Origin of the sequence: Thiocystis violacea, from assembly GCF_016583575.1 — a bacterium.
In the GTDB taxonomy this organism is placed as follows: Bacteria; Pseudomonadota; Gammaproteobacteria; order Chromatiales; family Chromatiaceae; genus Thiocystis; species Thiocystis violacea.
In genome coordinates this window covers 14,694-37,941 of record NZ_NRRG01000048.1, presented here as the reverse complement: position 1 = coordinate 37,941, position 23,248 = coordinate 14,694, and the positions used below count along the sequence as shown (strand labels likewise).

Annotated in this window: 21 protein-coding genes and 1 pseudogene; 4 read left to right on the top strand and 18 right to left on the bottom strand. The window is 63.4% G+C overall.

Annotation, left to right across the window (positions count from 1 at the left end; all coding sequences use genetic code 11):
- Positions 1-110: pseudogene (locus tag CKO27_RS18820) on the top strand (IS110-like element ISSm3 family transposase); the annotation flags it as partial.
- Between the two features lie 72 nt (positions 111-182).
- On the opposite strand, the gene CKO27_RS18815 reads toward CKO27_RS18820, so the two are convergent.
- From CKO27_RS18815 to CKO27_RS18800, 4 genes are all read right to left on the bottom strand, one after another.
- The gene (locus CKO27_RS18815; RefSeq protein WP_200376464.1) at positions 183-578 is read right to left on the bottom strand and encodes a PIN domain-containing protein; all 396 of its coding nucleotides are present in this window, start codon (positions 576-578) and stop codon (positions 183-185) included.
- Positions 575-823, bottom strand: a complete 249-nt coding sequence (locus CKO27_RS18810; protein WP_200376463.1) for a hypothetical protein — start codon at positions 821-823, stop codon at positions 575-577. The genes CKO27_RS18815 and CKO27_RS18810 overlap by 4 nt, the downstream gene beginning before the upstream one ends.
- Before the next feature lie 439 nt (positions 824-1,262).
- Entirely contained in the window at positions 1,263-1,706 is a 444-nt protein-coding gene (locus tag CKO27_RS18805) for a DUF29 domain-containing protein (protein ID WP_200376462.1), read from the bottom strand.
- 351 nt (positions 1,707-2,057) lie between these two features.
- Complete coding sequence (locus CKO27_RS18800) at positions 2,058-2,657, bottom strand: DUF3782 domain-containing protein (RefSeq protein ID WP_200376461.1); 600 nt, start codon at positions 2,655-2,657, stop codon at positions 2,058-2,060.
- A 306-nt stretch (positions 2,658-2,963) separates the two neighbouring features.
- Between CKO27_RS18800 and CKO27_RS18795 the strand changes: the two genes are divergently transcribed.
- Entirely contained in the window at positions 2,964-4,364 is a 1,401-nt protein-coding gene (locus CKO27_RS18795) for an MBL fold metallo-hydrolase RNA specificity domain-containing protein (RefSeq protein WP_200376460.1), read from the top strand.
- On the opposite strand, the gene CKO27_RS18790 is transcribed toward CKO27_RS18795, so the two are convergent.
- From CKO27_RS18790 to CKO27_RS18760, 7 genes are all read right to left on the bottom strand, one after another.
- Complete coding sequence (locus CKO27_RS18790) at positions 4,351-5,811, bottom strand: O-antigen ligase family protein (protein WP_200376459.1); 1,461 nt, start codon at positions 5,809-5,811, stop codon at positions 4,351-4,353. The genes CKO27_RS18795 and CKO27_RS18790 overlap by 14 nt on opposite strands.
- On the bottom strand, positions 5,808-6,479 hold the full coding sequence (locus CKO27_RS18785; protein WP_200376458.1) for a hypothetical protein: 672 nt from the start codon (positions 6,477-6,479) through the stop codon (positions 5,808-5,810). Before CKO27_RS18785 ends, CKO27_RS18790 begins: the two co-directional genes overlap by 4 nt.
- 73 nt (positions 6,480-6,552) lie before the next feature.
- On the bottom strand, positions 6,553-8,853 hold the full coding sequence (locus CKO27_RS18780) for a GumC family protein (protein ID WP_200376457.1): 2,301 nt from the start codon (positions 8,851-8,853) through the stop codon (positions 6,553-6,555).
- 460 nt (positions 8,854-9,313) lie between these two features.
- Positions 9,314-9,820 (bottom strand): polysaccharide biosynthesis/export family protein, encoded by a 507-nt coding sequence (locus CKO27_RS18775; RefSeq protein ID WP_200376456.1) that lies wholly within the window; start codon positions 9,818-9,820, stop codon positions 9,314-9,316.
- A gap of 88 nt (positions 9,821-9,908) precedes the next feature.
- Positions 9,909-11,198: an outer membrane beta-barrel protein gene (locus CKO27_RS18770; protein ID WP_200376455.1), complete on the bottom strand. Its 1,290-nt coding sequence runs from the start codon at positions 11,196-11,198 to the stop codon at positions 9,909-9,911.
- Between the two features lie 271 nt (positions 11,199-11,469).
- On the bottom strand, positions 11,470-12,243 hold the full coding sequence (locus CKO27_RS18765; protein WP_200376454.1) for a hypothetical protein: 774 nt from the start codon (positions 12,241-12,243) through the stop codon (positions 11,470-11,472).
- Between the two features lie 203 nt (positions 12,244-12,446).
- A complete protein-coding gene (locus tag CKO27_RS18760; protein WP_200376453.1) occupies positions 12,447-13,115 on the bottom strand; it encodes a transglutaminase-like cysteine peptidase in 669 nt (222 codons plus the stop codon).
- Positions 13,116-13,295: 180 nt separating this feature from the next.
- Here CKO27_RS18760 and CKO27_RS18755 point away from each other — a divergent pair, with 180 nt between their 5' ends.
- On the top strand, positions 13,296-15,383 hold the full coding sequence (locus tag CKO27_RS18755; protein ID WP_200376452.1) for an HD domain-containing phosphohydrolase: 2,088 nt from the start codon (positions 13,296-13,298) through the stop codon (positions 15,381-15,383).
- Positions 15,384-15,408: 25 nt separating this feature from the next.
- Positions 15,409-16,251 (top strand): metallophosphoesterase family protein, encoded by an 843-nt coding sequence (locus CKO27_RS18750; RefSeq protein WP_200376451.1) that lies wholly within the window; start codon positions 15,409-15,411, stop codon positions 16,249-16,251.
- Between the two features lie 213 nt (positions 16,252-16,464).
- Here the strand turns inward: CKO27_RS18750 and CKO27_RS18745 are convergent, their stop codons facing one another.
- The 7 genes from CKO27_RS18745 to CKO27_RS18715 all read right to left on the bottom strand — a co-directional run bounded on the left by CKO27_RS18745 (position 16,465) and on the right by CKO27_RS18715 (position 23,173).
- Positions 16,465-18,270, bottom strand: coding sequence for a V-type ATP synthase subunit A (locus CKO27_RS18745; protein WP_200376450.1), 1,806 nt, complete (start codon positions 18,268-18,270; stop codon positions 16,465-16,467).
- Positions 18,271-18,274: 4 nt separating this feature from the next.
- Positions 18,275-18,922, bottom strand: a complete 648-nt coding sequence (locus tag CKO27_RS18740; protein WP_200376449.1) for a V-type ATP synthase subunit E family protein — start codon at positions 18,920-18,922, stop codon at positions 18,275-18,277.
- Positions 18,919-19,290 (bottom strand): V-type ATP synthase subunit F, encoded by a 372-nt coding sequence (locus CKO27_RS18735; RefSeq protein WP_200376448.1) that lies wholly within the window; start codon positions 19,288-19,290, stop codon positions 18,919-18,921. The genes CKO27_RS18740 and CKO27_RS18735 overlap by 4 nt, the downstream gene beginning before the upstream one ends.
- A 9-nt stretch (positions 19,291-19,299) precedes the next feature.
- Complete coding sequence (locus CKO27_RS18730) at positions 19,300-19,749, bottom strand: ATP synthase subunit C (RefSeq protein WP_200376447.1); 450 nt, start codon at positions 19,747-19,749, stop codon at positions 19,300-19,302.
- Positions 19,750-19,802: 53 nt separating this feature from the next.
- Entirely contained in the window at positions 19,803-21,683 is a 1,881-nt protein-coding gene (locus tag CKO27_RS18725) for a V-type ATP synthase subunit I (RefSeq protein WP_242470992.1), read from the bottom strand.
- 73 nt (positions 21,684-21,756) lie between these two features.
- Positions 21,757-22,812 (bottom strand): V0D/AC39 family V-type ATPase subunit, encoded by a 1,056-nt coding sequence (locus CKO27_RS18720; RefSeq protein ID WP_200376445.1) that lies wholly within the window; start codon positions 22,810-22,812, stop codon positions 21,757-21,759.
- Positions 22,813-22,855: 43 nt separating this feature from the next.
- Positions 22,856-23,173, bottom strand: a complete 318-nt coding sequence (locus CKO27_RS18715) for an ATPase (protein WP_200376444.1) — start codon at positions 23,171-23,173, stop codon at positions 22,856-22,858.
- Positions 23,174-23,248: the final 75 nt, after the last annotated feature.

Below are 23,248 nucleotides of genomic sequence, written 5' to 3'. Positions count from 1 at the left end.
AGGTCGCCAAGGTGGCCCTCGTGGCGTGCATGCGCAAGCTCCTCACCATCGTCAACGCCATGCTGCGCGATCAGGCGCACTGGGATCCTGCTCATGGGAAAACCGCTTGACCTGAAACACAGTTGCTCTCCCCGCTGGGGCGAGGGGCTCCCGGGGGGGCAGGTCTCCCACTGCACGGATCCTCATGAGCCAATCAGCGTGCCAGGTGATTCAAAGTAGGCTGGAAAAGCGCTGTCCAGACTGATCAACCGCGCTCGCTGCTCAATGGCGGTGGCGATAATCAGACGATCGGCGGGGTCGCGGTGATGCTCCGGAAGGTTGGCGGCGCGGACGGCGATCCGCCGGTCGATCGGCAGACAGATGACGTCGGATCCCGCCAGCGCCTGATCGAGCCAATCCGCCAGGCTCAATCCGAACGCCAGTCGACCTCGCCGGACGAGCCAGGCGACTTCCCAACAGGTGACCGCGCTGACCGCCAGCCGGTCGGCCGTTTCGATCTGTTCCGCCAGCCCGGATGGCAGGGGGTTGGCGCTCGGATCCACCCAGCGCACCCAGATGTGGGTATCCAGGAGGATCACTGTAACGCGCTCCAGTCGTCTTCTGGCGCGGCGGGCGCGAGCAGATCGTCCTGCATGACCACCGTGCCGGCGAGCATCGGGGAAGGCTGGCGACGGGGTCTGTCGACTGGTGGTTTCTCCGTAAGGGCGTTGTGACTCCCTTCCTCCATGAGTACCAGGACACGCAGCCTGACACCATCAGGCACTTGGTCCGGAAGTCGCAGCGTGTGGTGCTGGGCGATGGCTTCGAATTCGATGGCTTGCATGGTTCAGTTCCCATCAGGTAGGTAGGGGGAGGATTCAGGGTCGAGGATTCAGGGTCGGGTCTCCCATGGCACATCCTCGCGCAGCGGATCAGGAAAAGCCCTCTTGTGAGAAATGCCTGTCATTGGTAGGTGCGACCAAAACTGATGCGTATCGGCCATTATCGGTAGGTTGGGGTGAACGGGGCGGTTGAAGGCGATATCGACGCGATTTCCTGATCGTCGACATCAGACACCGTGGCCGGGGTTTCCCAGCCAAGCATCGGTTATGGTCGCACCCGTCATTGGTGGTTTGAAAACTTAGTGAGCACTTCATCGGTCGTCACGATTTGAGCCGTCTTGAGCGACTGGCTGACGCGAACGGCGCACATTTGGCCAACGCGCGCTCATTGCTTCCTCCCCCGCGATACGCTGCGCGCACTCAGTGATGAGCCGAGGGAGATCAAGCGCCCTCGGGCCACCAATCGTCATCCTGCAAGGGATCCAGCGCATACGGCAAGGTCTCGGGAAACTGCGCCAGCGGTAAACCGGTTTCCTTGCTCGCCAGCTTCACGCCATCGCCGTAAGCCGCCGTGGCCGCCTCGGCCAGAAAGGGTTTGAGGCTGGGGCAGTCCTCTAGCAAATCCCGGATGCGCAGCCGTTGCTCTAGGATGGAACCGCGCCAGGAACTGGAGCGATGAGTCGGCTGGTACTGCCATTTGAGCAGATGCCCCAACAGGATCTTCAGCCGACTGACCAACTCCTGGCGATCACGACGTCCCATGGTTTCCAACTCCTCGACCAAGTGCTCGATATCCAACTCCTGGAATCGGCGTTGCCTGAGCAGATCCGCGGTCTGCTGTGTCCAGGCATGGATGTCGTGCTCGTACAGATTGGGTATGATCATTCAGCAATCCTCATCGTATCGGCGGCTCGTGGGAGAGGGGGGCGGGGTCAGGTCTCCCATTGCACGGATCCTCATGAGCCAATCAACATGCCAGAATCGTGGATGGGTAGAGCAAAGAGAAACCCATCCTCTAAGCTCCGAAGCTCAAGATATAAGCTTTATCTGAATCTCGGCGCCTGCGCGGCGGGATGCGGAATCGTAGGATGGGCAAAGTGCCGCGATGCCCATCCTGTACGCTCCGAGGCTCAAGATACAAACTTCATCTGAATCTCGGTGCCTGCACGGCGGGATGCAGAGGCGGTTGCTCATGGCACGTCGGATTCCAGAAGCGGGTAGTGCCTCGGCCTCGGGTCAGAACGCCTTGGGCTGAAACCCCTCGGGCACATCGAGTTCGAACACGGAATCGTGGATTCGGGCGACATAGAAGCCTTCGCGTAAGGCTCGTTCGCGCAGCGCGGGGGAGGCGTCCACCACGGCCAGGATCCCGAAGAGGCGTTTGTCGCGATGCTCGGGAAAAAAGTCGCGAAACTGTTCGAGCAGGGTGCGCAGTTGGCTGATGCCCTCTTCGCGCAGGTGGCTTTTGACCTCCACCACGTAGGCGGTATTGAGTTCGCCATTGGCGTAGGACAGGGTATCGATTTCCAGATGTCTTCCGCCTTTGCTGACGCGCACGCTGGGGCTGATGACCTCCATGCCGAAGCGTTCGCGCAACACCCGCTCCATCGAGGGTAGGGCCAGCCCTTCGGTGAAACTGCCGAACTTCTCGCCCAGGCCGCCAATCTGTTTGCCGAGTTCCTTCAGTTGGCGGTCGGTGCTCTTGCTGAGTTCCTTGATCTGGCGGTCGGTTTCCTGGAATCGGCGGTCGGTTTCCTGGAATTGCTCGGCGTTCGTGCGCTGCGTCTGGATCAAATCGCGCAATAACTCCCAGACTTCTTCGGCGGTGGTACTCATGGACTTCCTCTCAGGGGCTCATCGGGTCATTGCAAACAATAGCATAGGGAAAACCAGTCCCGTAAGCATGCCTCGCGTATTGCGCCAGGCAAAGCCTGGAAGAGGAGGATTCGGTACGCGATGCGTACCCTACTCGACTTGAGCCTCGGAGCGTACAGGATGGGCATCGCGGCGCTCTGCCCATCCTACCGCTGTGGCGGCGGCGGGTGGCCTGGATAGGGGAGCGCGGGAGCGATTCCAGAATGTCTAGCCGAATCGTGTATTACAATCGCTCCATCTTGCGACCATGAGGAGCGATCCCTACCGATGTCCAGCGATCTCATCATCCACCACGGTGCCGTCGATGGCGTGACCGGCTCCTGCCATGAACTGCGGCTCGGCGACGGCCAATCCGTCCTGATCGACTGCGGGCTCTTCCAGGGCGCGGAGACCTCCGCCGACGGGGCCGGCCGCGACCGGCTCCAGATCGAGTTTCCGGTCGAACCGGTGCGGGCGCTCATCCTCACGCATGTACACATCGACCACGTTGGACGCCTGCCCTATCTGCTGGCGGCCGGCTTTCGCGGTCCGATCCTCTGTAGCGAGGCGTCGGCGGAGTTGCTGCCGCTGGTGCTGGAGGATGCCCTGAAGGTCGGCGTCACGCGCGATACCAAGCTCATCGAGGGCGTGCTGGGTCTGCTGCGCTCGCGCCTGGTGGCGCTCCCCTATGGTCGCTGGCATTCCGTGGTCGAGGGCGATCCCGGTCTGCGCGTGCGCTTGCAGCCCGCGGGCCACATCCTCGGCTCCGCCTACGTGCAATGCGAGCTGCGCCAGGGCGCGACGCGCACCCGCGTCCTGTTCTCCGGCGACCTGGGCGCGCCCTACACGCCGCTGCTGCCCGCGCCCAAGTCGCCTTATGCCGCGGATCTGGTGGTGCTGGAAAGCACCTATGGCGACCGCGAACACGAGGACCGGCGCGATCGCCGACAGCGGTTGCGAGCCATCGTCGAGCATGCCTTCGGCAATGGCGGGGCGCTGCTGATTCCGGCCTTCAGCATCGGTCGCACCCAGGAATTGCTCTATGAGCTGGAGACCATCATCCACCAGCATCGCCAGCGCCGTCTCGCCGCCGGGCGTACCTGGGAGGAGGTCGAGATCATCCTCGACTCGCCGCTCGCGGCCGATTTCACCGCCGGCTACGCCCGACTGCGCGCCCATTGGGATGGCGAGGCGCGACGCCGGCTCGGCGCCGGCCGTCATCCGCTCGATTTCGAGCAGATGTTGACCATCGACGACCACGCGACCCATCTGCGCACGGTCGATTACCTCGCGCGCAGCGCTCGACCGGTCATCGTCATCGCCGCCAGCGGTATGTGTTCGGGCGGGCGCATCGTCAATTATCTCAAGGCGATGCTGGGCGATCCGCGGCACGACATCCTCTTCGTCGGCTATCAGGCCGCCGGCACGCCGGGCCGTGCGATTCAGCAGTACGGCCCACGCGGGGGCTATGTCGACCTCGACGGCCAGCGTTATGACATCCGCGCCGCCGTGCATAGCCTCGGTGGCTACTCGGCCCATGCCGACCAGAAGGATCTGATCAACTTCATCGGGCGCATGCGCGTCAAGCCTCGCGAGGTCATCCTGGTCCACGGCGAGACACGGGCCAAGCTCGCGCTTCAGCGGGCGCTCAACGAGCGGTTTCCGCTGACCAGCGTCAGGATCGGCTAAAGGCGGCTACCTGGCTTTCGGGACTGATCGTCGCATCCCGGCGTGTATGGCTGAAGGTTCCGATACCGGCCAGCGCCAGGAGCAGATAGGCAAACACGACCGCCGGTATCTGCATGCTGAAATCGACGGCGGAATGGATGCCGATCTGCACCGTCGCGGCGAATGACAGCAGGGCGAATTCGAACTCGCTTCGACGACGGCTCAGGCGCCAGGCGACCAGAAGCAGGAGCAGAAAGGCGAGAAAGACGGCCATGGCGGCCGGCCAGCCGACATCCATGATCAGTTCCAGATAGTCGCTGTGGCCTCGGTCGAAATGGGCCGTGATGGTCTCGTCGCTGACAAGTCGGAAGGCGCTCTCGAAGGCGCCGAGGCCGTAGCCCGTCCAAGGGCGCTCGGCGATGGCGTCGAGCATCAGTGGATAGGCCAGGAAACGTAAATCGCCATTCTCGAACAGCCGGGTAAAGCGGTCCATGGTGAGGCCGCCGCTCAGCACGAAGTTCACCACGAGCAGCGTCAGTAATAGGGCCACGAGGATCGTGCCCAGGGTGCGGGCTTGCCCGGCCCGCAGTCGGGTCGTCCAGCCGATCAGGAGGACGGTCGCGGCGACGAGAACGGCGGTCAGGCCCATCCGCGATTGCGTCAGGAGCACCGCCGAGAAGCACAGCAGCAGAATCATGGGCGGCAGCCAGCCGCTGGAGGTCAGGGATTCCAGGAATTCCCGCGCCTTGGTCCGATCGCTCTTTTCGGTGGATAGGGTGTGACGTAGGAAGCGCAGCACCAGGACCAGGGCCGTCAGGATGCCCAGGCCGGCGTAGGTGGCATAGCTGTTGCGGTTGACGAAGGTGCTGGTGAGAACGCCGCGATAGGAGGTCTTATCAAACCAGAGAATGGTCTCGAAACCGGAAAAATAGATGGTGAGACCATAGATGGCGCAGGCCGCCTGGGTGCCGAGAAAAATCTTGAGCAGGAGTTCGGTATTGCGCTGCCGTCGGGTATGCCACAGCAGCAGCAGGCCGAATCCGAGATAGGTGAGCAGGTTGGTGGCGACGAAGACGGAGCGATCCGGAGCCAGGGAGAGCGTGCCCAGGAGCCCTGGCTCTTGCAGACTCGCGGCCGTCGCCACCCAGAGCGGATGCGCCCAGGTCGCGAACAACCCCGGAACCGCCTGTAGATACCCCCAGAGGGCCACCAGGCCGATGAGTCCGCCCGCGCTCGACATTGGCCAGGCGAGGCCGGGCAGGGCGCGACCTTGGTGCCAGCGTTGCCAGAGGTAGGCGATCAGTCCGGTCGCGACCAACAGGCTGTAGAGATGGGACCAGACTGGTCCCACGCTGGCCAGCGGCAGCGGGCTGAATACGAGAATGAATACCAGGATCCAGAAGGAGGGGCCGCGCATGGGCGCGGAGCGCTCTCCCGTCGCGGCACTGGTCGGGGTGTTCGTCGTCATTTCGCCTTGAGTGCCTTGCGATAGGTTTCAAGCGCGCTTGCGTCGTCCTTCAACAGGGTTTCGACGAAGGCGACCAGCGGTGGATAGGGTCGAATGGCTTGAACGAAGGGTTTTCTGTTCATATTCGAGCCGGCCTCGGAAAAGAGCGCCTGGATGTCTTCGCGCATCATCCGGAAGAAATCCAGATCCCAGAGGGTTCGGCATCGCAGGGCCAGTCGCAGTCGGTAGAGCCGGATGTCGGCCGCGATGGGCGCGACCTCGTAGGAGGTCTTGAGGTATCGAAAGGCTTGTGTCGGGTTGTCGCGAATTCCGAGTTCGAGATCCGCCAGATAGGCCCAGGTCAGGGGATGAAGGGGCTCGCTCCGCGCGCTGACCTTCAAGGCGGATTCGCTGTCATCGGCGAGCGTCGACGCATCCGCGCGACCCTCGCGTTTGTCACCCTGGGCCTGCTGGAGCGAGAGAAAACCCAGCCGTCTGAGTTCGGTCGGTCCGCGCGTCCAGCCTGGCATGTGGGCGTATAGCTCCAGCGCCTTGCGGAGCGCTCGGCCCTCGTCCGCCTCGCTCCGCAAGCGCTCGTCGTGCATCTCGAAATAACGGTTGGGGGGAACGCGGACCAGTTCCTTGAGCAGTCCTCGCCCCGCCGACCAGGCGAGCAGGAGCGCGATCAAGGTTAGGGTCAGGGCCAGGACGCTATCCCTGGTCGTCCAGATCCTGGAACCGGCGTCCCTCCGGGCGGTTGCTTCAGTTCGCGTAATAATCGCCATAGCGGCCATAGTAGGAGGCGTAATCGCCGTATCCGTAATAGGCGTGTTTCTTGACGTCGACCTGTGTCAGTACGACGCCACTCAATGGGGCTCCGGCCTTGCGCAGGAGATCGAGCGCGTTGGCGACCGCTTCCCTGGCGGTCGACTCCCACTTGACGACAAAGAGGGTGACGTCGGCGAGGTGGCTCAGAATGATGGCGTCCGAGACCGCGAGCAGGGGTGGCGCGTCCAGCAGGATGAGATCGTAGCGTTCGGACGCCTCGCTGAGCAGGGTGCGCATCCGCTCCGATTGGAGCAGTGTCTGGGGGTTGTCCGATTTTCCGCCGGCCAGGATCATGTCCAGTCCGGACGGCTTGTCCGTGACCAGACAGTCTTCCCAGGCTGGCGTGTCGCGCGCCAGGTATCGGGCCAGCGGAGGCGACGAATGATCGGGCTCGACGATGGCCTTGCCGACATTGGCTCGCCGCAGGTCGCATTCGATCAGGAGGATCCGCTGATTGCCCGCCCTGGCCAGGAGTCTGGCGAGGCTCAGGCAAAAGGTGGTCTTGCCCTCGCCCGGCAGCGAGGAGGTCACCAGAATCGATCGGGGTTTGCTGTCCCCCGGATGTCCGAACATGAGCGAGGTGTAGACCGACCTCAAGGACTCCGAATAGGCCGAGGTCGGTTTCTTGAGGGCATAGTCGAAGGGTTTGGATCCGCGCAGTTTGAGGCTGGTCAGCTTTGGCACCATCCCGAGGCCGGCGAGCTTGTGCGCGCGCTGAATGTGCTCGAGCGCCCGGTAGCCGTGGTCCAGGGCCTCCAGGAGGAAGGCGAGTCCGAGGCCGACCATGAGCGATAACACCAAGGCGACCGCCAGAATGAGCTTTTTCTTTGGAAAGGAGGCCTCGGCGGGGGTCTCGGCGTTGGAGATGATGCGAACGTCCGCTTGCTGGAGGTTTTCCTGGTTCGAGGTCTCCTTGAAGCGGGACAGGAAGGTTTCCAGGAGCACACGCCCGGATTCGGCTTCGCGCTCCAGTTCACGGAGTTGGACGCGCGCCTTGTCGACTTCCTGAGTCTCGGATTTCAGACCCTCGAGGCTTTGGGCCAGGGTCGTGACGCGCGCCCGCGCGACCCGAACGTCGCTTCCCACGCTCTCCATGACCTTGTTGACCTCCTCGGCGATCTTGCCTCGGATATCCGCCAGCTCCGAATTGATGCTGAGTGTGTCGGGATGGCGCGGGCCGTAACGTTTCGCGATCTCGGCCTGCTTGCGTCGCACTTCCGCCTCTTGTTCGCCGAGTTTCTGAATCAAGGGAGATTTCAGCACCTCGCCCAATGAGGCGGCATTGCCGCGGCGATCCGCGAGCGCCTTGACCTGGTTGTAGCGCGCCTCCGCCTCGGCCAGATCGGTGCGCGCGGTGATGAGCTGGACGTTCAGCTCGGCGAGTTGCTGCTCGCCGACGGTGCCCTGGTTGCCGGACTGGACGATGGCATGCCGCTCGCGGAACGCCTGCACGGCGCTATCCGCCGTGACCACCCGGCCCTTGAGGTCTCCGATGCGCTCACTCAGCCAATCGGTGGCGCGCTGGGTCGCCTCGAATTTCGCCTCGAGCTGGTCGGTGAGATAGAGCTCGGCGAGCGTGTTGGCGAGCCGCGCGGCCTTCTTTCCATTTTCGGATTCGAATGAGATCTGGATCGTATAGGAAAGCTTGGGGTTGGAGACGGTCAGCGTCTCGGTGACGTTGTCCACGACGGCGGCCTGTTCCAGGGCCGCGCGCTCTTCCTCGGTCAGAATCTCCTCGTCTTCCGTGGCCAGGCCAAGCGCGATCAGCCATTCCTGGGAGAGATAGGTCCTGGGATCGAGCGAGAGCGCGAGCGGGTTTTCCTCGCGCAGCGCGGGATTGAACTCCGGATCCTGGGTCAGTTTGAGTTTGTCGACCAGTTTCCCCACCAGTCTGCGCGAGGAAATGACGTCCAGTTCGGTCCGGATGACGCTCGAATCGGCGCTCAGCCCGGACATGACCGCTTGGATATCGACGACGGCCTCGCTGCGGGTTTGCAGGGTGAGGAGGGCCGAGGCCGTATAGCGGGGTGTGAGCTGGAGCGTAAACAGCAGGGCCAGACTGGTGAGGAAGAGCACCGAGCCTATGATGACGCCGCGACGCCGCCAGAGTGTTCTCAGCAGTTCCTTGATATCGATGAGGTCCGCCTCATCGTCGGCGACGGGGGGTTGGTATTGGGAAATCCGTTGCTGGCCGGCCGGATAGAGGATTGGTAAGGGTGGGGCGCCGTCATTCAAGTCTACTTCACTCCATTATCGAAATATCGGCCTTGGTCATCGTTTCGGTCATCGGTAACGCCGAGGGACAATCTTCGGCATCTCGAACCGAATTGATCATCATGGGATCGCCGAGTGGCGCTCGGCGATCCCGGAAACGGCTCGATGCCAAGTGGTCGGAACGATGGGAAGCGCTCCAAACCGTAGGATGGGCAGAGCACAGCGAAACCCATCACCCCACCAAAGAGCAGCGAGTACAACGGCGCTCAAGTCTCTGTAACGGCTTGCCGGTGGATTCGCTTCGCTTAACCCACCCGCCATTAGCAAGACTTCGGCGCTGCTGTACTAGCGATGCTCTTCACCGACTCCGCCTCCATCCGCGACGTTCTCCTCTTCCCGCGCATGCGACCCGAAACGGTCGCGAGGTGATGGCCGGAGGGTCCACTACGAAGGGCTTAAATGGCCATGAAGCGTTGAAAAATTAGAAAAAACGCTCCTCGACGGTAATGATATCGCCCGGCTGCACGACCGTGTTGTTTTGCGCCGGTATCGCCGACTGAGTGCCGCGCTGAATGAAGATCTTTTTCTTCGCGGCGCGCGGTGTGAAGCCTCCGGCGACCGCGACGGCATGCAGGACGGTCATGTCGGCCATGTAAGGGAAGCTGCCGGGATTGCTGACCTCTCCCATGATGAAGAAGGGACGATAGCTGAGGATGTCGACGCTGACCTTTGGATCCTCCATGAAGCCGGCGGCCAGCTTCTGTTTGATAAGCCCCTCGGTCTCCGAAAGTGTTATTCCAGCTACCGGAACTGGCTCGATCAAGGGTAGCGACACGGTTCCATTAGCGTTGACGTTGAATTCGCCGGAGAGATAAGGCTCGCCAAAAACGGTGACCCGGATTTTATCGCCTGGTCCCAATTTATACCCTTCGCTATCGGCCGAAGCCGTCCGCGGAAGCGCGGAAGTCGCGATGAAGAGGAAGGCCAAGAGTGAAACGATTAACCGCATCTGTGTTTCCGATAGTTGCTGGAACTTGCCGGTCGATGTCCGTTTCGATCGGCGAGGCCGGGATTCATCAATAGTTCAGCCGAAGCTGCAGGGAAGCCACGTTGTCCTTGTAGCTGGAACCGTCCTGCGAACTATCGCGTTCATTGTATTCATAGGCGGTCCGCACACTGACCAGCCGCGTCATGTAATATTGCACGCCGAAACCAATGTTGTAGTTGTCATCTTCCCTGGACGATCCGTAATAATCGGCGTAGCTGTATCCGAGCGAGCCGTCGAGCAGCAGCGATTGCGTGAGCTTGTGTTCGACCCGCATCGAGAGCGAGGTATTGACAACGGCGGAAGCCCCCGACTCGGTGGTTTGATAGGTGGCTCTCCTCAGATCGCCGACGACGGATGTCAGTGCTGTCGGGCTCCAAAGCACGCTGCTCCCAATGATGAGGGCGCGTCCGCCGGTGACGTCTTCCAGTGAATCATCATCGAAGAAACTGGGCGCGTAACCCAGGTAGGCATCGATGGACCAGAGCTCATCCAGGCTTTTCTTGGCCCCGAGTTTGAATTCGTATCCCCAACTGTCACGGTCGGGTCCACCATTGGAAGTCGAGTCGTCGTAGCTGGTCTCTAGCAGGCGGCTGCTCAAATAGGCTTCGGTCTTGGGAATGGGCTTATAGGACAGTCGGATACCGCCATCGATAGTCGTATAGTCGCGAAAAGAGTTGTCGATGGTTCGGCCGGTGATGGATCGGCTGTCGTCGTAGGCGAGGCTCGATGCCTTCACATCGACACGCAGCCCGAGCTTGGCTAGATCCCGCTCCAGTCCGAGCGTTCCGGTGAGGAGCTCATAGGTGAGGGGCTCGACGGTCGAGGACAGATTATCGGGAGAACTGCGGGCTTCATGGGCGCTGCGGTAGAGGAAATCCGTGATCAGGTTGGTACCGCGAACGATCTCGAACCGATTGTCGTTGGAGAAATGATAATCCTCGAAATTCTCGTCCGTGAAATCCGCGTAAAATCCGATATCGGCTCCGAGTTCCAGGTTGACCTTGTGGACGGACCAATCCGAACTCAGTTGAACGCGAGGCTTGAGGATGGTGATGAAATCGCTTTCTTCATCGGTTTCGGTTGCATAGACGTTGCTTTGGTAGACCCCCTCGATCTCGAGTCCTGGGGTAAGAATCCAACTCCCCAGCCGGGTCGTCATCCTGTCGTAGGTTTCGATTCCGCGCTGGGAAACACGCTTGGAGTAGTCGATGGCCTCTTTCTCGCCAGCGCTCCGATTGGACATGGGGTCTTGAGCCAGGGCCGAACCGCTCCAGCAGAAAGGCGCCGCGATCGCGCACGACAGGATCCATGGATTCACGAGAAAAATCTCCTAATTAGCTGTGCGAACGATTTGATTGCCAGGTATTGGCAAGGCATCGCGTACTTATGAGTAAGGTGTCCAGCGCGATTTCCGGAAATCCATCGCCAATGGCAAGGGGGCAAACCGAGAATCGCCAACTCGTCTAGTCAAGTGTCTTCTGACCTGCCGGCGAGCCACTTTCGGTTAGAGTGACCGAAAGTGGCTCGTTGAGGATAACCCCGATGTACTGGCCCCTGTAGCCAGGGAAGGCTCGGGCATGGGTAACCGGCTACAAGGTTGTCGGGCTGGCGTCGGTGGTGGTGTCGGTTGGAGTGCCGCCGCCACCGCCACTGCTGGAAGTGAAGGAGGTGAAATTACTTCCGCCGGGGCTGTCCCCGGCCGTCGCCGATGGGACGCCCCCGGCATCCCCGCCAGCGCCGGTATCCCCGCCAGCGGCGGTGGCGAAACCGGCAAGATCCGCTTGTGCGTTCGCGAGACTGGCCGACTCCGTGATCCGCTGACCGATATCCGGGGTCGCCGAGGTGACGAGCGGATCCGCGGCCAGGTCGGCGATCTCATCCCGCAGTCCCTGGAGGCCGGCTAGGGTAATCCCCTTGGCTTCGGCGGAGCGCGACGCCAGCGTGACCGCTTCGGTCAGCGCGACCAGCGCGGCGCCGACGCTCTCGGGGGCCGCGGCGGTCACGGCGGGAATGCCGATGGTGTCTTGAGCGATGTTCGCCAGCGCAATGGCGGTTTCAGGATGAGCGGCGGCAAGATCCGAGGCGGCGGAGGCGAGGGCCATCGCGGCCTTCGCGGCGACGGCCGGGTCGGACTCGGCAAGTGCCTCCAAGAGCGCCGATAGGGCCGTCAACTGTTCCTGGGTCGGGTTCTCGCCGAGCGATTCGGCCAAGAGCTGTTCCAGGGTTCCCTTATCGGCGGCCTGCTTGATCTGAACTTGCGTAAGTGTGGAGGTGGTCGCCCCGTTCCCGACGGCCTGGACGAAGGTCGGCATCGCGACCAGCAAGGCCATGGCTAGTGATGCTGCGATCGATCGTGTATTCATTGTTCGTAACTCCCTGGTCTAGTTCGAATGCCCAAAGCCAAGCGTGATTCGGTACTTTACAAGCGGGATTATACACACTACACAGGCGTTGCCAGACAGGTATTGCCGATGCCGTCGGGTCTTTTTTGGATGCCCTCACCCGGAGTCATCGAGACCGCCGATCCGCTCGCCCACAGGGCATTGGCGCAAGAGCGCCGCGAGCCTCACTTGTATAGCCACCAGGCGTTCTCGTTCGCCGAGAACACGGGCTTGTAGTGCCGCACCGAGTCGGCGTCGATGACTTTTTTGATTTGGTTGTCCAGCAGCAGGATTCGTCCGCCGAGGTTCACGAGGGCGACGGCATGCCCGACATCCAGATTCAGATCCATGACGGCGACCAGTCTGACCTCGTCGTTGCGAAAACCCAGCGCCCGCAGGCTCATGAATTTGACGATGGCGTAATCCTCGCAGTCCCCGGCCTTGGCGAAAAACTCGCCGGGTGTCGACCAGTAGTCCTCGACCCCCCAGTTGATGGGGTCGGTGACATAGCGCCAGTTGTTGGCGAAACGATTGATTTCATCGACTTGCGTGCGTCGGTCCTGGCCCTGGAGTCGTTCGATCATGGCCCGCCATTCAGTGTACGGGCAGTTTCCGCGCTTGCCCGCGCGGCATCCGGTGTTGCGCTCTTCCTCCTCCTGATAGCGTTTCAGGAGAGTGCTCCACTGGGGGATGGGCTTGAAGTTCGTGAAGAGCTTGCCCGTCTGTCCGAATGTCCGCCAAGTCCCGGCGCTGGCGTCGGCCGGTCCGGCGATCATTGGCCAGGCGACCAGGAGCGCCACGGCGAGAGCCGGCAGGAGCCGGTGGCGGAAGCGCTTGGCAAATTCGGCAGGCATGAATGGCGATTGCGATGGATGCTCTAATCGGGCGATGCTAGGAACTGGCGCCTGGCTCGGTCGCGGACGAGTCGTGGTCAGCGGGTAAGGCCGCGTGGGTTGATATGATAGCGCCGCGAGGGGCTTGGTAGCCGTCCGGATGACCTAGCACTCACCCGTGGACTCAGGGAGTCGGAAATCTTGAATAGACAGATCCAGATCGCGATCGCGGGGCTTGCACTCATTTTGTGCCTGGGATTCTACGGTATCTTCCGGTTCTCGGAGGCCGAGAAAGGGCGCGATCTCCAGATTCTGCAAACACAGATGAACATCGTGGCCGACAGTCGCACAGAGGCCCTGGGCGACTGGTTGCGGGCTCAATACGATGTGCTTTCCGGTTTGGCGCGGAATCAATCGCTTCAGCTTTATACCTCCGTGATTTCCATGAGCGGGGCGGGAGAGCCGTTCGAGGAGGATCCGGCGCGGATCGAATATCTGCGCACCCTGCTGACGGTCACGGCGGAACGTTCGGGATTTCTCACGGACGCCGAGACGGCCAGGGTACCGGCCAATGTGAAGCCGCTCGGTATCGCTGGGCTGGCGCTGGTCGATACCGAGGGTGGGCTGATCGTCGCCACGAGCGGCCTGCCGCCCTTGCAGGGGCGTTTGGCGGGGTTTCTGCGTGAAACGCCGCCGACCGAGCGCGGATTCCTGGATCTCCACCCTGGGGCGAGCCAACAGCCGACCCTGGGGTTCGTTGTCCCGGTCCTGGGGCAGCGGGACGAGGAACCGTCCTCCAGCCTGATCGCGTGCGTTCTGGGTCTGCGACCGGTCGATACGCGGTTTTTCGCCGCGCTCAAGCAACCCGGCGCCACGGCGAGGACGGCCGAAGCCTATCTGATCCGCCGATCGGGCAACATGATCGAGTATCTGTCGCCCCTGCTTGATGGGAGCGCGCCCTTGGCGAAGCGACTGGCGGTCAACACGGAGGGACTGATCGACGTGGCCGCCTTGAACGATCCCGGCCGCTTCCATGAGGGGCGGGATTATTCGGCCGGTGAGTCATTCGCGGTGAGCCGCCGCGTCGATGGAACCCCCTGGGTGCTGGTGCATCGTATCGCCCGCGCCGAGGCGCTCGCCGCGAGCGATGCCCGGCGCGCGGCCCTGGTGATTGGGATGACGGCCCTGGTGGGGCTGTTCGCGGCGATGCTGGTCGCGGTCTGGCGTTACGCGACCTCGCTGCGGGCGGAGGAGGCGGCGCGTGAGTATCGCCGCTCGTCCGAGCGCTTCGAGGCCCTGTCGCATTTCCTGAGGATCGTGACCGACAGTCAGCCGCACCCCATTCTGATCACCGATGCCTCGGACAGACTCACGTTCGCGAACCGGCGTACCGCCGAGGTCAGCGGTATTCCCAGGGAGGAGTTGGCGGGTCGTTCGCTGGTTAGCGTGCTGGGGCATGATAAGGGTCTGGTTTACAACGCGATCAACCGGGATGTCCTGAATACCGGGGTGGCCAGGGTCGAGATTTCGCGTTTCCGCGACGATGCCGGCCAGGAACGGATCTGGCGCTCTCACCACGGCCCGCTCGAGGCGCCGGCGGATCGCTCGCGCACCGTGTTGACGTCGATCGAGGATCTGACCGATCTGGCTCGCGAACGCGCCCGACGCGAACACAACACGCGCCAACTGATCGAGACGCTGGTGGGACTGGTGGACGAGCGCGATCCGGATTCGGTGCATCAATCGAGGTATGTGGCGCTGGTCGCGCGGCGGATCGCCGAGGACATGGGGCTCGACCCGGTTCTGATCGAGACGACCGAACAGGCGGCCCGCCTGGTCAATATCGGCAAGATCCGCGTTCCAAGATCCCTGCTGACCAAGCAGGGGAGCCTGACCGAGCCGGAGGCGCGCCTGGTGCGTGAAGCCCTGGACGACGGACCCAATCTGCTCAAGGACATCGAGTTCGATGGTCCGGTGCTCCAGACCCTGTCTCAAATCAACGAATGGGTCGATGGCAGCGGCCGTCCGAATGGGCTGGAGGGGGAGGCGATCCTGCCGTCCGCGCAGGCGGTGGCGCTCGCCAATTCGTTCGTCGCCCTCTTGAGTCCCAGGGCCTTTCGCGATGGCCGCTCGTTCGAGGAGACCGAGACGATCCTGATGGACGAGATCGGTCGGCGCTTCGGCAAGCAGGTTGTCCTGAGCCTGCTCAACCACCTCAATAACAAGGGCGGTCGCGAGGAGTGGGCGATGCTGGCCAGGTGTCATCGATCGAGCGATTCGAGCGAATGAGTCATCGATTGGAGCGGACGACCCCATGCTAGGTTTCCTGAAGCGACGTCGCGCGGCTTTCTCCGCCGACTCACCCCCTCCATGCACACCGGACGGGATGCGCATCTATGCCATTGGGGACATCCATGGCCGTTGCGATCTTCTGCGTCTCCTTCAGGATCGGATTCGCGCCGATGCCGAGCGCCATCCTGGAAAGCGCTGGGTCGTCATCTACCTGGGGGATTATGTCGATCGAGGATCCGAAAGCCGCGAGGTGCTGGAGCAGCTTTGCATGCGACCGCTCGTCGGATTCGATTCCTTCCATCTGTTGGGGAACCACGAACAGGCGTTACTGGGTTTCATGCGGAACCCGGAGTCGTTCTCGAACTGGCTGACCTATGGTGGGCTCGCGACCCTGGGTTCCTATGGCGTCGGCGCGACCTCATCCGGGGCGCCTGGAGCGCTGAAGCGAATGGCGCGCGAGCTGTCCATGGCGATGCCCGAGACTCATCTTCTGTTCCTCGAACGGCTGGAGATCCATCGCCGATTCGGTGATTATCTGTTCGTCCATGCCGGGATTCGGCCGGATGTGCCGATCGAGGCCCAGAGTCTCGATGATCTCTTGTGGATCAGGGAGGATTTTCTGCGCTATACGAAGCTTTATCCGCTGTTCGTCGTTCATGGTCATCACATCCAGGACGAGCCGGATATCCGAACCAATCGAATCGGAATCGACACCGGCGCCTTCGCGACCGGCTGTCTGACCTCTCTGGTGCTCGATGGCGAGGAGCGGAGCTTCATCGATACGCTCCAGGAATGGCCGGAGGTTTCAGGCGATTTCCGGGAAAGTCCTTACCCGACCGAAAACTCTGGAATTGGACAGAATTAAGAACAGACAGGGTGTGTCATCAATTCTCGTTGTGAGGAACGAACGCGGAGACCAAGGATCCTTCTATTCCTGGAGCCGAATGCCGGGTTGTAGGGGCGAATGAATTCGCCCCTAAGAGGATGCCGCGCGACATCAACGTCGCGCGCGTCGATCCGAGCCTTGGAGCGGTGGCCAGGAGGACGATCCCACTATGAAGACAATGGATGACACGCCCTAAGACTCCCGCGCCAGCTCTCCCTGTTTGGCGTAGTCGATCCGAATGGCTTCCATCGCTTGGTCAACCTCCTTGCGAAACGCCTGGAACTGGTCGAGTTGCTCGCTGGAATACATGGACTTGATGCGTCGCATCTTGGCGAGCAGGGGGAGGCGTTGCAGTTCGGTGACGGGTACGCCGAGTTTGATGAGAGCTTCGCCGCGTTTGTAGATGGTGATGGCGAGATCGAGCAGGGCGTATTGCTTCGCGGGGGAGCAGAAGGTGTCGATCTCGTCGAGCGCGCTTTGCTGGAGGACGCCTTCCTTGACCAGCGAGGCGCCTTCCAGCTCCCAGCGCTGGGCGTCGGAGAGGGCTTCGGGGCCGACCAGGTTGACGATGCGCGAGAGTTCGGCGTCGCGGGAGAGGAGGGCGAGCGCGGCGGCGCGGCGCTTGGACCAGTCCGGGTCGACTTCCTTGTGCCACCATTCGGCGGCGGTGTGGACGTGCCCCGAGAAACTGGTGACCCAGTCGATCGAGGGATAGTGTCGGGCGTCGGCCAGTTCCTTCGACAAGGCCCAGAAGGTTTCGATGATGTCCTTGGTGTGACTGGTGACGGGTTCGGAAAAGTCGCCGCCAGGGGGCGATACGGCGCCGATGAGGGTCACGGAGCCGGAGCCTGAGTCGAAGGTCTCGACCCGGCCGGCGCGCTCGTAGACGGCGGCGAGACGGGAGGCGAGATAGGCGGGGTAGCCTTCCTCGACCGGCATCTGGCCGAGCCGCCCGGAGACCTCGCGCAGGGCCTCGGCCCAGCGGCTGGTGGAGTCGGCGAGCATGACCACGTCGTAGCCCATGTCGCGGTAGTACTCGGCCATGGTGATGCCGACATAGATCGACGCCTCGCGCGCCACCACCGGCATGTTGGAGGTGTTGGCGACCAGCAGGGTGCGCTCCATGAGCTTGCGCCCGGAGTAGGGGTCGTCGAGTTGCGGGAAGGTTTCGAGCACGTCGACCAGCTCGTTGCCGCGCTCGCCGCAACCCACGTAGATGACGATGTCGGCGTTCGACCAGCGCGCGATCTGTTGCTGGACCACGGTCTTGCCGGCACCGAAGGGGCCAGGGACCGCGCCCTTGCCGCCCTTGATCTGGGGGAAGAAGGTGTCGATGACGCGCTGACCGGTGATCAGCGGCAGGACGCCGTCGTCGCGCCGCAGGTAGGGGCGCGGCTTGCGCACCGGCCAGCGGTGATACATGCCGAGACGATGACTCACGCCCTTATGGTCGCGCACGCGGGCGATGGTGGATTCGATGTCGTAATCGCCGGCCGGCGCGATCTCCTGCAACTCACCCTCGATGCCCGGCGGCGCCAGGATCCGATGCTCGATGGTCAGGGTCTCCTGAACCGTGCCGAGCACGGTCCCGACGCCGACGCGGGCGCCCGGCTCAAGCGTCTTGTTGGGTGTGAACTCCCACTGCTTGGCGCGGTCGAGCGCCGCGACCTGGATGCCGCGACGGATGTAATCGCCCGATTCCAGGGCAATTTTCGACAGTGGCCGCTGCACGCCGTCGAAGATGCCGCCGAGGAGTCCGGGGCCAAGCTCCACGGACAGCGGCCAGCCCAGTCCCACGACGGGTTCGCCCGGCCGGACGCCGTCGGTCGGTTCGTAAGTCTGGACCACCGCGCGTTGACCGCGCAGCGAGATGACCTCGCCGAAGAGTCCGAGGTCGCCGATCTTGACCTGTTCCCCGCTTCGGGCGCCGGGCAGGTCGACGGTGACGATGGGGCCATTGATGTCGCGGATGACGCCGGTTCTGTTTGCTTCGCTCATGGTTTCATCCGGTAAAGAGGTTGCCGGTCTCGAATCCGCCCGGTAGCAGGCGCTCCAGGATGGCCTGCTGGATCCGGGGTCGCAGACGCGCGAGTCGTCCCTCGAAGGTGTGGTCGATACGGATCAGCCGATCGTTGCTCGTGATCAGCACCCCGCCGAGGGTGTCGATCGCGGCGGCGGGCGGGGCCAGGGTGGCCGCCTTGCCGTCGGGCATCTCATCGCTCAGGCGATCCCAGCGCGCGTGCAGCCGCCGTTGATCCGAGGCGTTGGCCTCGACGCGCAGATGCGGCGACTCGATCAGCTCGGCCGCGGACAGGATGAGTCCGTCGAGCCAGGCGTCATAGGCCCGCTCGTCCGCCACGAAGGCGCGCATGCGCTCGGTGAGGTGGCGCTCCACGTCCTGCACCAGATTCCAGCGCACCCGATCGAGATGGGTCTGCATCTTGAGCTCGCTGGCCTGGACCCGCTGACGGAAGGTCCGTTCGCCGAGCGACTTGGCGATGCCTTCCTCGCGTGCCTCGCGCAGTCGCAGCCGCTCGGCCGCCTCGCGCAGGATGTTGTCGCGGCTGCGGCCGGCACGCTCACGGTACTGCGTCGCCAGTCGCTCGGCCCTGGCCAGAATGGCCCGCTCCAGTTCGTCTACTTGATTCACGTTCGCTGCCGCTCCTCGGGCTGGTCGGATCGAAGGGTGGCCTGTCCGAACAGGGTGGCCAGTCGGTCCGCGACCTCGCTCGCGAGCACCGGAGATTCGCTCAACCGGGGCACCGCGATGACCAGGATGCGTCCACCCTCGCGCCGCACACGCTTCAGGTTGGGAATATCCGCGCCCATCACCGCGTCATCCACGATCACGAGCGCCCGCTCCTGATTACGCTGGAGGTTTCGCAGAATCCGGTCCACCTCCTCGGGCGCCGGGTTCGGATGGGTCTCGAAGCCGATCAGCCGAAAACCGTCCGCCAGACTTTCCTCGCCGAGGAACAGCAGGCGGGTCGGATGGCCCTGTTCGCTTGGGGTCTCCATCGTGGGCGTTCAGCCGAGTCGGTTGAGCAACAGGATACTCATGACCAGACCGTAGATGGCGATACCCTCGGCCAGGCCGAGAAAGATCAGGGTGCGGCCCAGCGCCTCGGGGCGCTCCATCACGGCGGCCAGCGAGGCGGCGCCGATCGGACCCACGGCGATGCCGGCGCCGATGGTCGAGAGTCCGGTGGGGATGCCGACGCCGAGGATGGCCAGGCCCATGCCGGTCGACATCTCGATCGCCCCGCTGGCCGCGGGTTCGACCGCCGCCATGACGTCCGAGATCCCGAGCAGGAGAAGCCCGAACTGGGCGCCGACGAAGACGACCAGTTGGGTGCCCATCGCCGGCTTGTACCAGGGGCGGATCCGCGTGGCGAGGGTGGGGCGGATCTCCAGCAGGATGCCGGAGACGATCAGGCCGACAATGGCCAGGGACATGAGTGCGACGAGCCAGTACATGGAATGCTCCTTGGGGTTGATGTGTTGTCGTTGCCCGGACAGCCGCGCCGACGTCAGGAGGACGCCGATCCTCGACGCAGGCGCAAGGGCAGGAATTGATGTCCGTCGCCGGAAAAATAGCGCGAGAAGCCTTCGTAGTATTGCAGCCGCATCACCTGAATCATGACGATTCCGCCCTCCAGCACGAGGATGAAGACATTGCCGAGCAGGATGGTGACCAGATGCCCGAAGGCGCCCATCATGTCGGCCAGGGTGAAGACGGCCAGCGCCAGGGCGACGTGGTTCAGGCTGAAGGCGGCGACGCGCAGGAAGGACAGGGTGTTCGAGAGATAGACGATGACGGTGTCGAGCGTCTCGATCACGACCACCAGGATCTTTTCCCCGGTGGGCGCGCTCAGGTGACGCCATTGGAAGGCGGCGAGCGCGAGCAGCGAGCCGACCGCCAGCGCGGCGGGCAGGGCGCCGAAGCCCCCGGACGTCGCCAGACCATAGCCACCCCAGAGGAAGGCCAGGTAGAAGAGCAGATTGACCAGTCCGTGGCGCTCGAAGACCGCGCCCACCCGATCGCCGATCGCGAGCCGGTTGTAGATGCCGAGCAGACAGGCGATGACGATGAAGGCGATGCCCCAGCCCAGCGCGACCTTGAGCATGAGGATCGGATCGTGCAGCGGCGACATCCAGAGCGCGGGCAGGATCTCCTCGTAGCCGAAGAGACTGCCGAACAGCAGCCCGAAGCCCATCGAGGAAATCCCCGCGAAGACGCCGAACAGATAGAACTTGGGCAGCTTGTCCCTGGCCAGCCAGGCGGCCAGCGCGATCACGCCGCCATGACCCAGGTCGCCGAACATCATCCCGAACATCAGCAGGAAGGTGACCGCGAACAGTGGGGTCGGATCGACCTCGCCATAGGAGGGGATGCCGTACTGATGGACGAGCATGGCGAAGGGGGTGAGCCAGCGGCTTTTCACCGGCACCGTGGGCACCAGGCGGCGCTCATCGGGTCGCGGGTCGCGTACCAGCAGGTCGAATGGCAGGTTCAAGGACTCGCGCAGACGCTGGTCCAGGGCCGCCACGGCGCGCGCGGGAACCCAGCCGACCAGATGGGCGAGATGCCCGGCGCTGTGCAGCGAGGGGTCAAGGGCGACCAGCGGCTCGGCCAGCATCAGGGTCTTGCGGGCGTTCAGCAGACGCTCATGGAAGGGCTGGCCCCAGCGCTCCAGGGTCTCCTGGAGGGACTGGCGCTGCTCCTCGATCGACAGACGCTGCTCGGCGAGATCGCGGTACAGCGCCTCGGGCTCGCGATCGAGTCCCTGTGGAATCGGGAGGTTCTGGAAGCCGGCGGCGGCGAGCACCGAGGCGATCTGGGCCTCCTGATCGCCGGTCGGACCCACGACCACGACATGGGCGTTCTCGCCCTCGTGCATGTAGACATGCAGAAGATAATCGGCCAGTCGGGCGGCGTCCTCCAGTTGGCGCAGATTCTCGCGCGGGACCAGGCCGACGTGGAAATTCAGGAAGCGGGTCTTGCCGCGAAGCAGCCCGAGATCGATGTTCAGATGGGCGAAATTGGCCAGCGACGCCTGCTGTTCCTTGGTCAGCCGCTCGCTGTCGTCGAGACGGCGGAAATCCTCCTCGTAGCTGGAGACCTCCCCCCACAACTCGCCGAGCCAGTCGTTCAGGGCGCCCAGCTCCGCGAACTCGACCACCCGGACCTCGTCGATCCGGGGCTCCCCATCGACCGGGATGAGTCGCGTGATCTTGGCCAGGCGCGATTGGGCCTGGTTGAAGATCTCGCGATAGTCGCGGCCGGGCATGGCGTCGAGCCGGATTTCCTCGGGTGCTCGGGTGTCCGGGTGAAAGCTCTCGGTCTCGGCCAGGGCCAGGGACGCCTGGGGCAGGTTCTCGGTGAGAACCAGCAGGCGGACGTGTTTCATCGGCACGGACCTTAGCATCGCGGTATCACTCGCTGGGCGTGAAATGTGGAAGCCGGCGCCTCATGCGTCCCGCTCATGCCGCCCGCGCGTCCGCTCTGGCCGGGTGCGCCTCGATCAGGTCCAGGGCGACCTCGATGGTCCGCTCCGGGAACTGCAACAGCCGGCCCTGCGCCACCGCGAACAGGAGCATCAGATCGGACTCGCGCAGCATCAGATAGGCCAGGGCGCGCGCCACGGCGGACTGACTCTGATGCAGGATCCAGCGCAGCTCGCCCTGGGTGTGGCTGACGAGGTGCGGCTGCACCTCGGCGATGGTCTCGCACTTGGCCAGGAGGGCGTTCAGCGGCTCCGGCAGGGCGTCGATGACCTGCCGGAGACTCTCCAGATTGACGAGATTCAGCAACCGTTCGCGCGTCAGCAAACGCATCGAGGGAACCAGTCGATAGTAGGTTTCGGAGGGCGAGAGATGATAGGAGAACCGGAAACGCAGGAGCCAGAGCAGTGCCACGCGGTCCAGCTCCGCGCCCAGAAGACGGCGCAGCGAATCCAGGTGGTTGACGTCGAAGCCCATGATCTGGTGGACGATCTCGGCGTAGTAGCGCTGATCGACCGCCGCCTCCAGGGCGAAGGGCTCGCGCTGCTGCTCGTAGACCTCGCGGGCCTGACGGGCGATCTGGCGGTAGGGGCCGGCCTCCAGTTGTCGCAGGAGTTCCAGCACGTTCTCGGCCCGGAACAACTCGCTGGGCAGACGCATGAAGTCGGGCAGATCGAACAGATGCTCGCGGATCTCCTTCTGGTCGAGCGCGTACAGCTTGCCGCGAAGCAGCGTCTTGAGGTTGTAGAGCGCGAACTTGCGTCCCCAGGCCAGGACCAGTTGTCGATGGGCCGCGCTCATGGGGCGCATCAGCAGCTGCATTTCCGCCAGGAGAACCTGGGTCAAGCCTTGCTCAAGGACGCGCCGACGGGTGGTGATCGAGGACGGCTCGTCGAGCAGCGCGCCGAGGCCGAAGCGCTCGGCGAGGGCCGGGAGCGGCATCCGCGCGATCGGTCCGATCGCCTCGGGCGCCAGCAGGCGCAGCGACATCATGGACACGCGGGTATTCAGATAGGCTTGATCGGCGCTACTCATGGCGGGTCACGGCGCACTGACGGTGGAAGGCGAGTCGCATCGCTCAACGCTCGGGACCGATCAGGATCTGGAACGCGGCCTCCAGGGCCTCGTCCTCGCGCTGCTCGGCCTGGTCGCGCAACTGGATGTGACGCTCGTCGTAACGGCGGCGCAGCTCGGCGATGTTCTGCTCGGCGCGTTCCTCCGCCTTGGCGATGAAGGCCCGGTGCAGGTCCGGGATGCGGGCGGTGAAGCGATCGTTCTCCACCTTGGCGTCGTCCATGGCGTGCTGGATGGTGCTGTCCTGCTCCTCCTCGGCCTGCTTGGCCAGCCGTTCGGCGCGCATCTCGGCGTCGAGCAATCGTTTGAGGGTGTCATCCATAGCCGTTACCGTGAAAATCGCGCCGTCGGCGCCTCGCGTCTCCCCTGTCTCCCCGAACGCGATCGGGGTTGGGGA

Excerpts from the sequence above, each read along its gene's own strand:
- CKO27_RS18730 (WP_200376447.1), bottom strand. The coding sequence starts at position 19,749 with ATGTACTGGCTCGTCGCACTCATGTCCCTGGCCATTGTCGGCCTGATC.
- CKO27_RS18715 (WP_200376444.1), bottom strand. The coding sequence starts at position 23,173 with ATGGATGACACCCTCAAACGATTGCTCGACGCCGAGATGCGCGCCGAA.
- CKO27_RS18795 (WP_200376460.1), top strand. The coding sequence starts at position 2,964 with ATGTCCAGCGATCTCATCATCCACCACGGTGCCGTCGATGGCGTGACC.
- CKO27_RS18805 (WP_200376462.1), bottom strand. The coding sequence starts at position 1,706 with ATGATCATACCCAATCTGTACGAGCACGACATCCATGCCTGGACACAG.
- CKO27_RS18790 (WP_200376459.1), bottom strand. The coding sequence starts at position 5,811 with ATGACGACGAACACCCCGACCAGTGCCGCGACGGGAGAGCGCTCCGCG.
- CKO27_RS18725 (WP_242470992.1), bottom strand. The coding sequence starts at position 21,683 with ATGAAACACGTCCGCCTGCTGGTTCTCACCGAGAACCTGCCCCAGGCG.
- CKO27_RS18760 (WP_200376453.1), bottom strand. The coding sequence starts at position 13,115 with ATGCCTGCCGAATTTGCCAAGCGCTTCCGCCACCGGCTCCTGCCGGCT.
- CKO27_RS18810 (WP_200376463.1), bottom strand. The coding sequence starts at position 823 with ATGCAAGCCATCGAATTCGAAGCCATCGCCCAGCACCACACGCTGCGA.
- CKO27_RS18720 (WP_200376445.1), bottom strand. The coding sequence starts at position 22,812 with ATGAGTAGCGCCGATCAAGCCTATCTGAATACCCGCGTGTCCATGATG.
- CKO27_RS18800 (WP_200376461.1), bottom strand. The coding sequence starts at position 2,657 with ATGAGTACCACCGCCGAAGAAGTCTGGGAGTTATTGCGCGATTTGATC.
- CKO27_RS18735 (WP_200376448.1), bottom strand. The coding sequence starts at position 19,290 with ATGGAGACCCCAAGCGAACAGGGCCATCCGACCCGCCTGCTGTTCCTC.
- CKO27_RS18745 (WP_200376450.1), bottom strand. The coding sequence starts at position 18,270 with ATGAGCGAAGCAAACAGAACCGGCGTCATCCGCGACATCAATGGCCCC.
- CKO27_RS18765 (WP_200376454.1), bottom strand. The coding sequence starts at position 12,243 with ATGAATACACGATCGATCGCAGCATCACTAGCCATGGCCTTGCTGGTC.
- CKO27_RS18750 (WP_200376451.1), top strand. The coding sequence starts at position 15,409 with ATGCTAGGTTTCCTGAAGCGACGTCGCGCGGCTTTCTCCGCCGACTCA.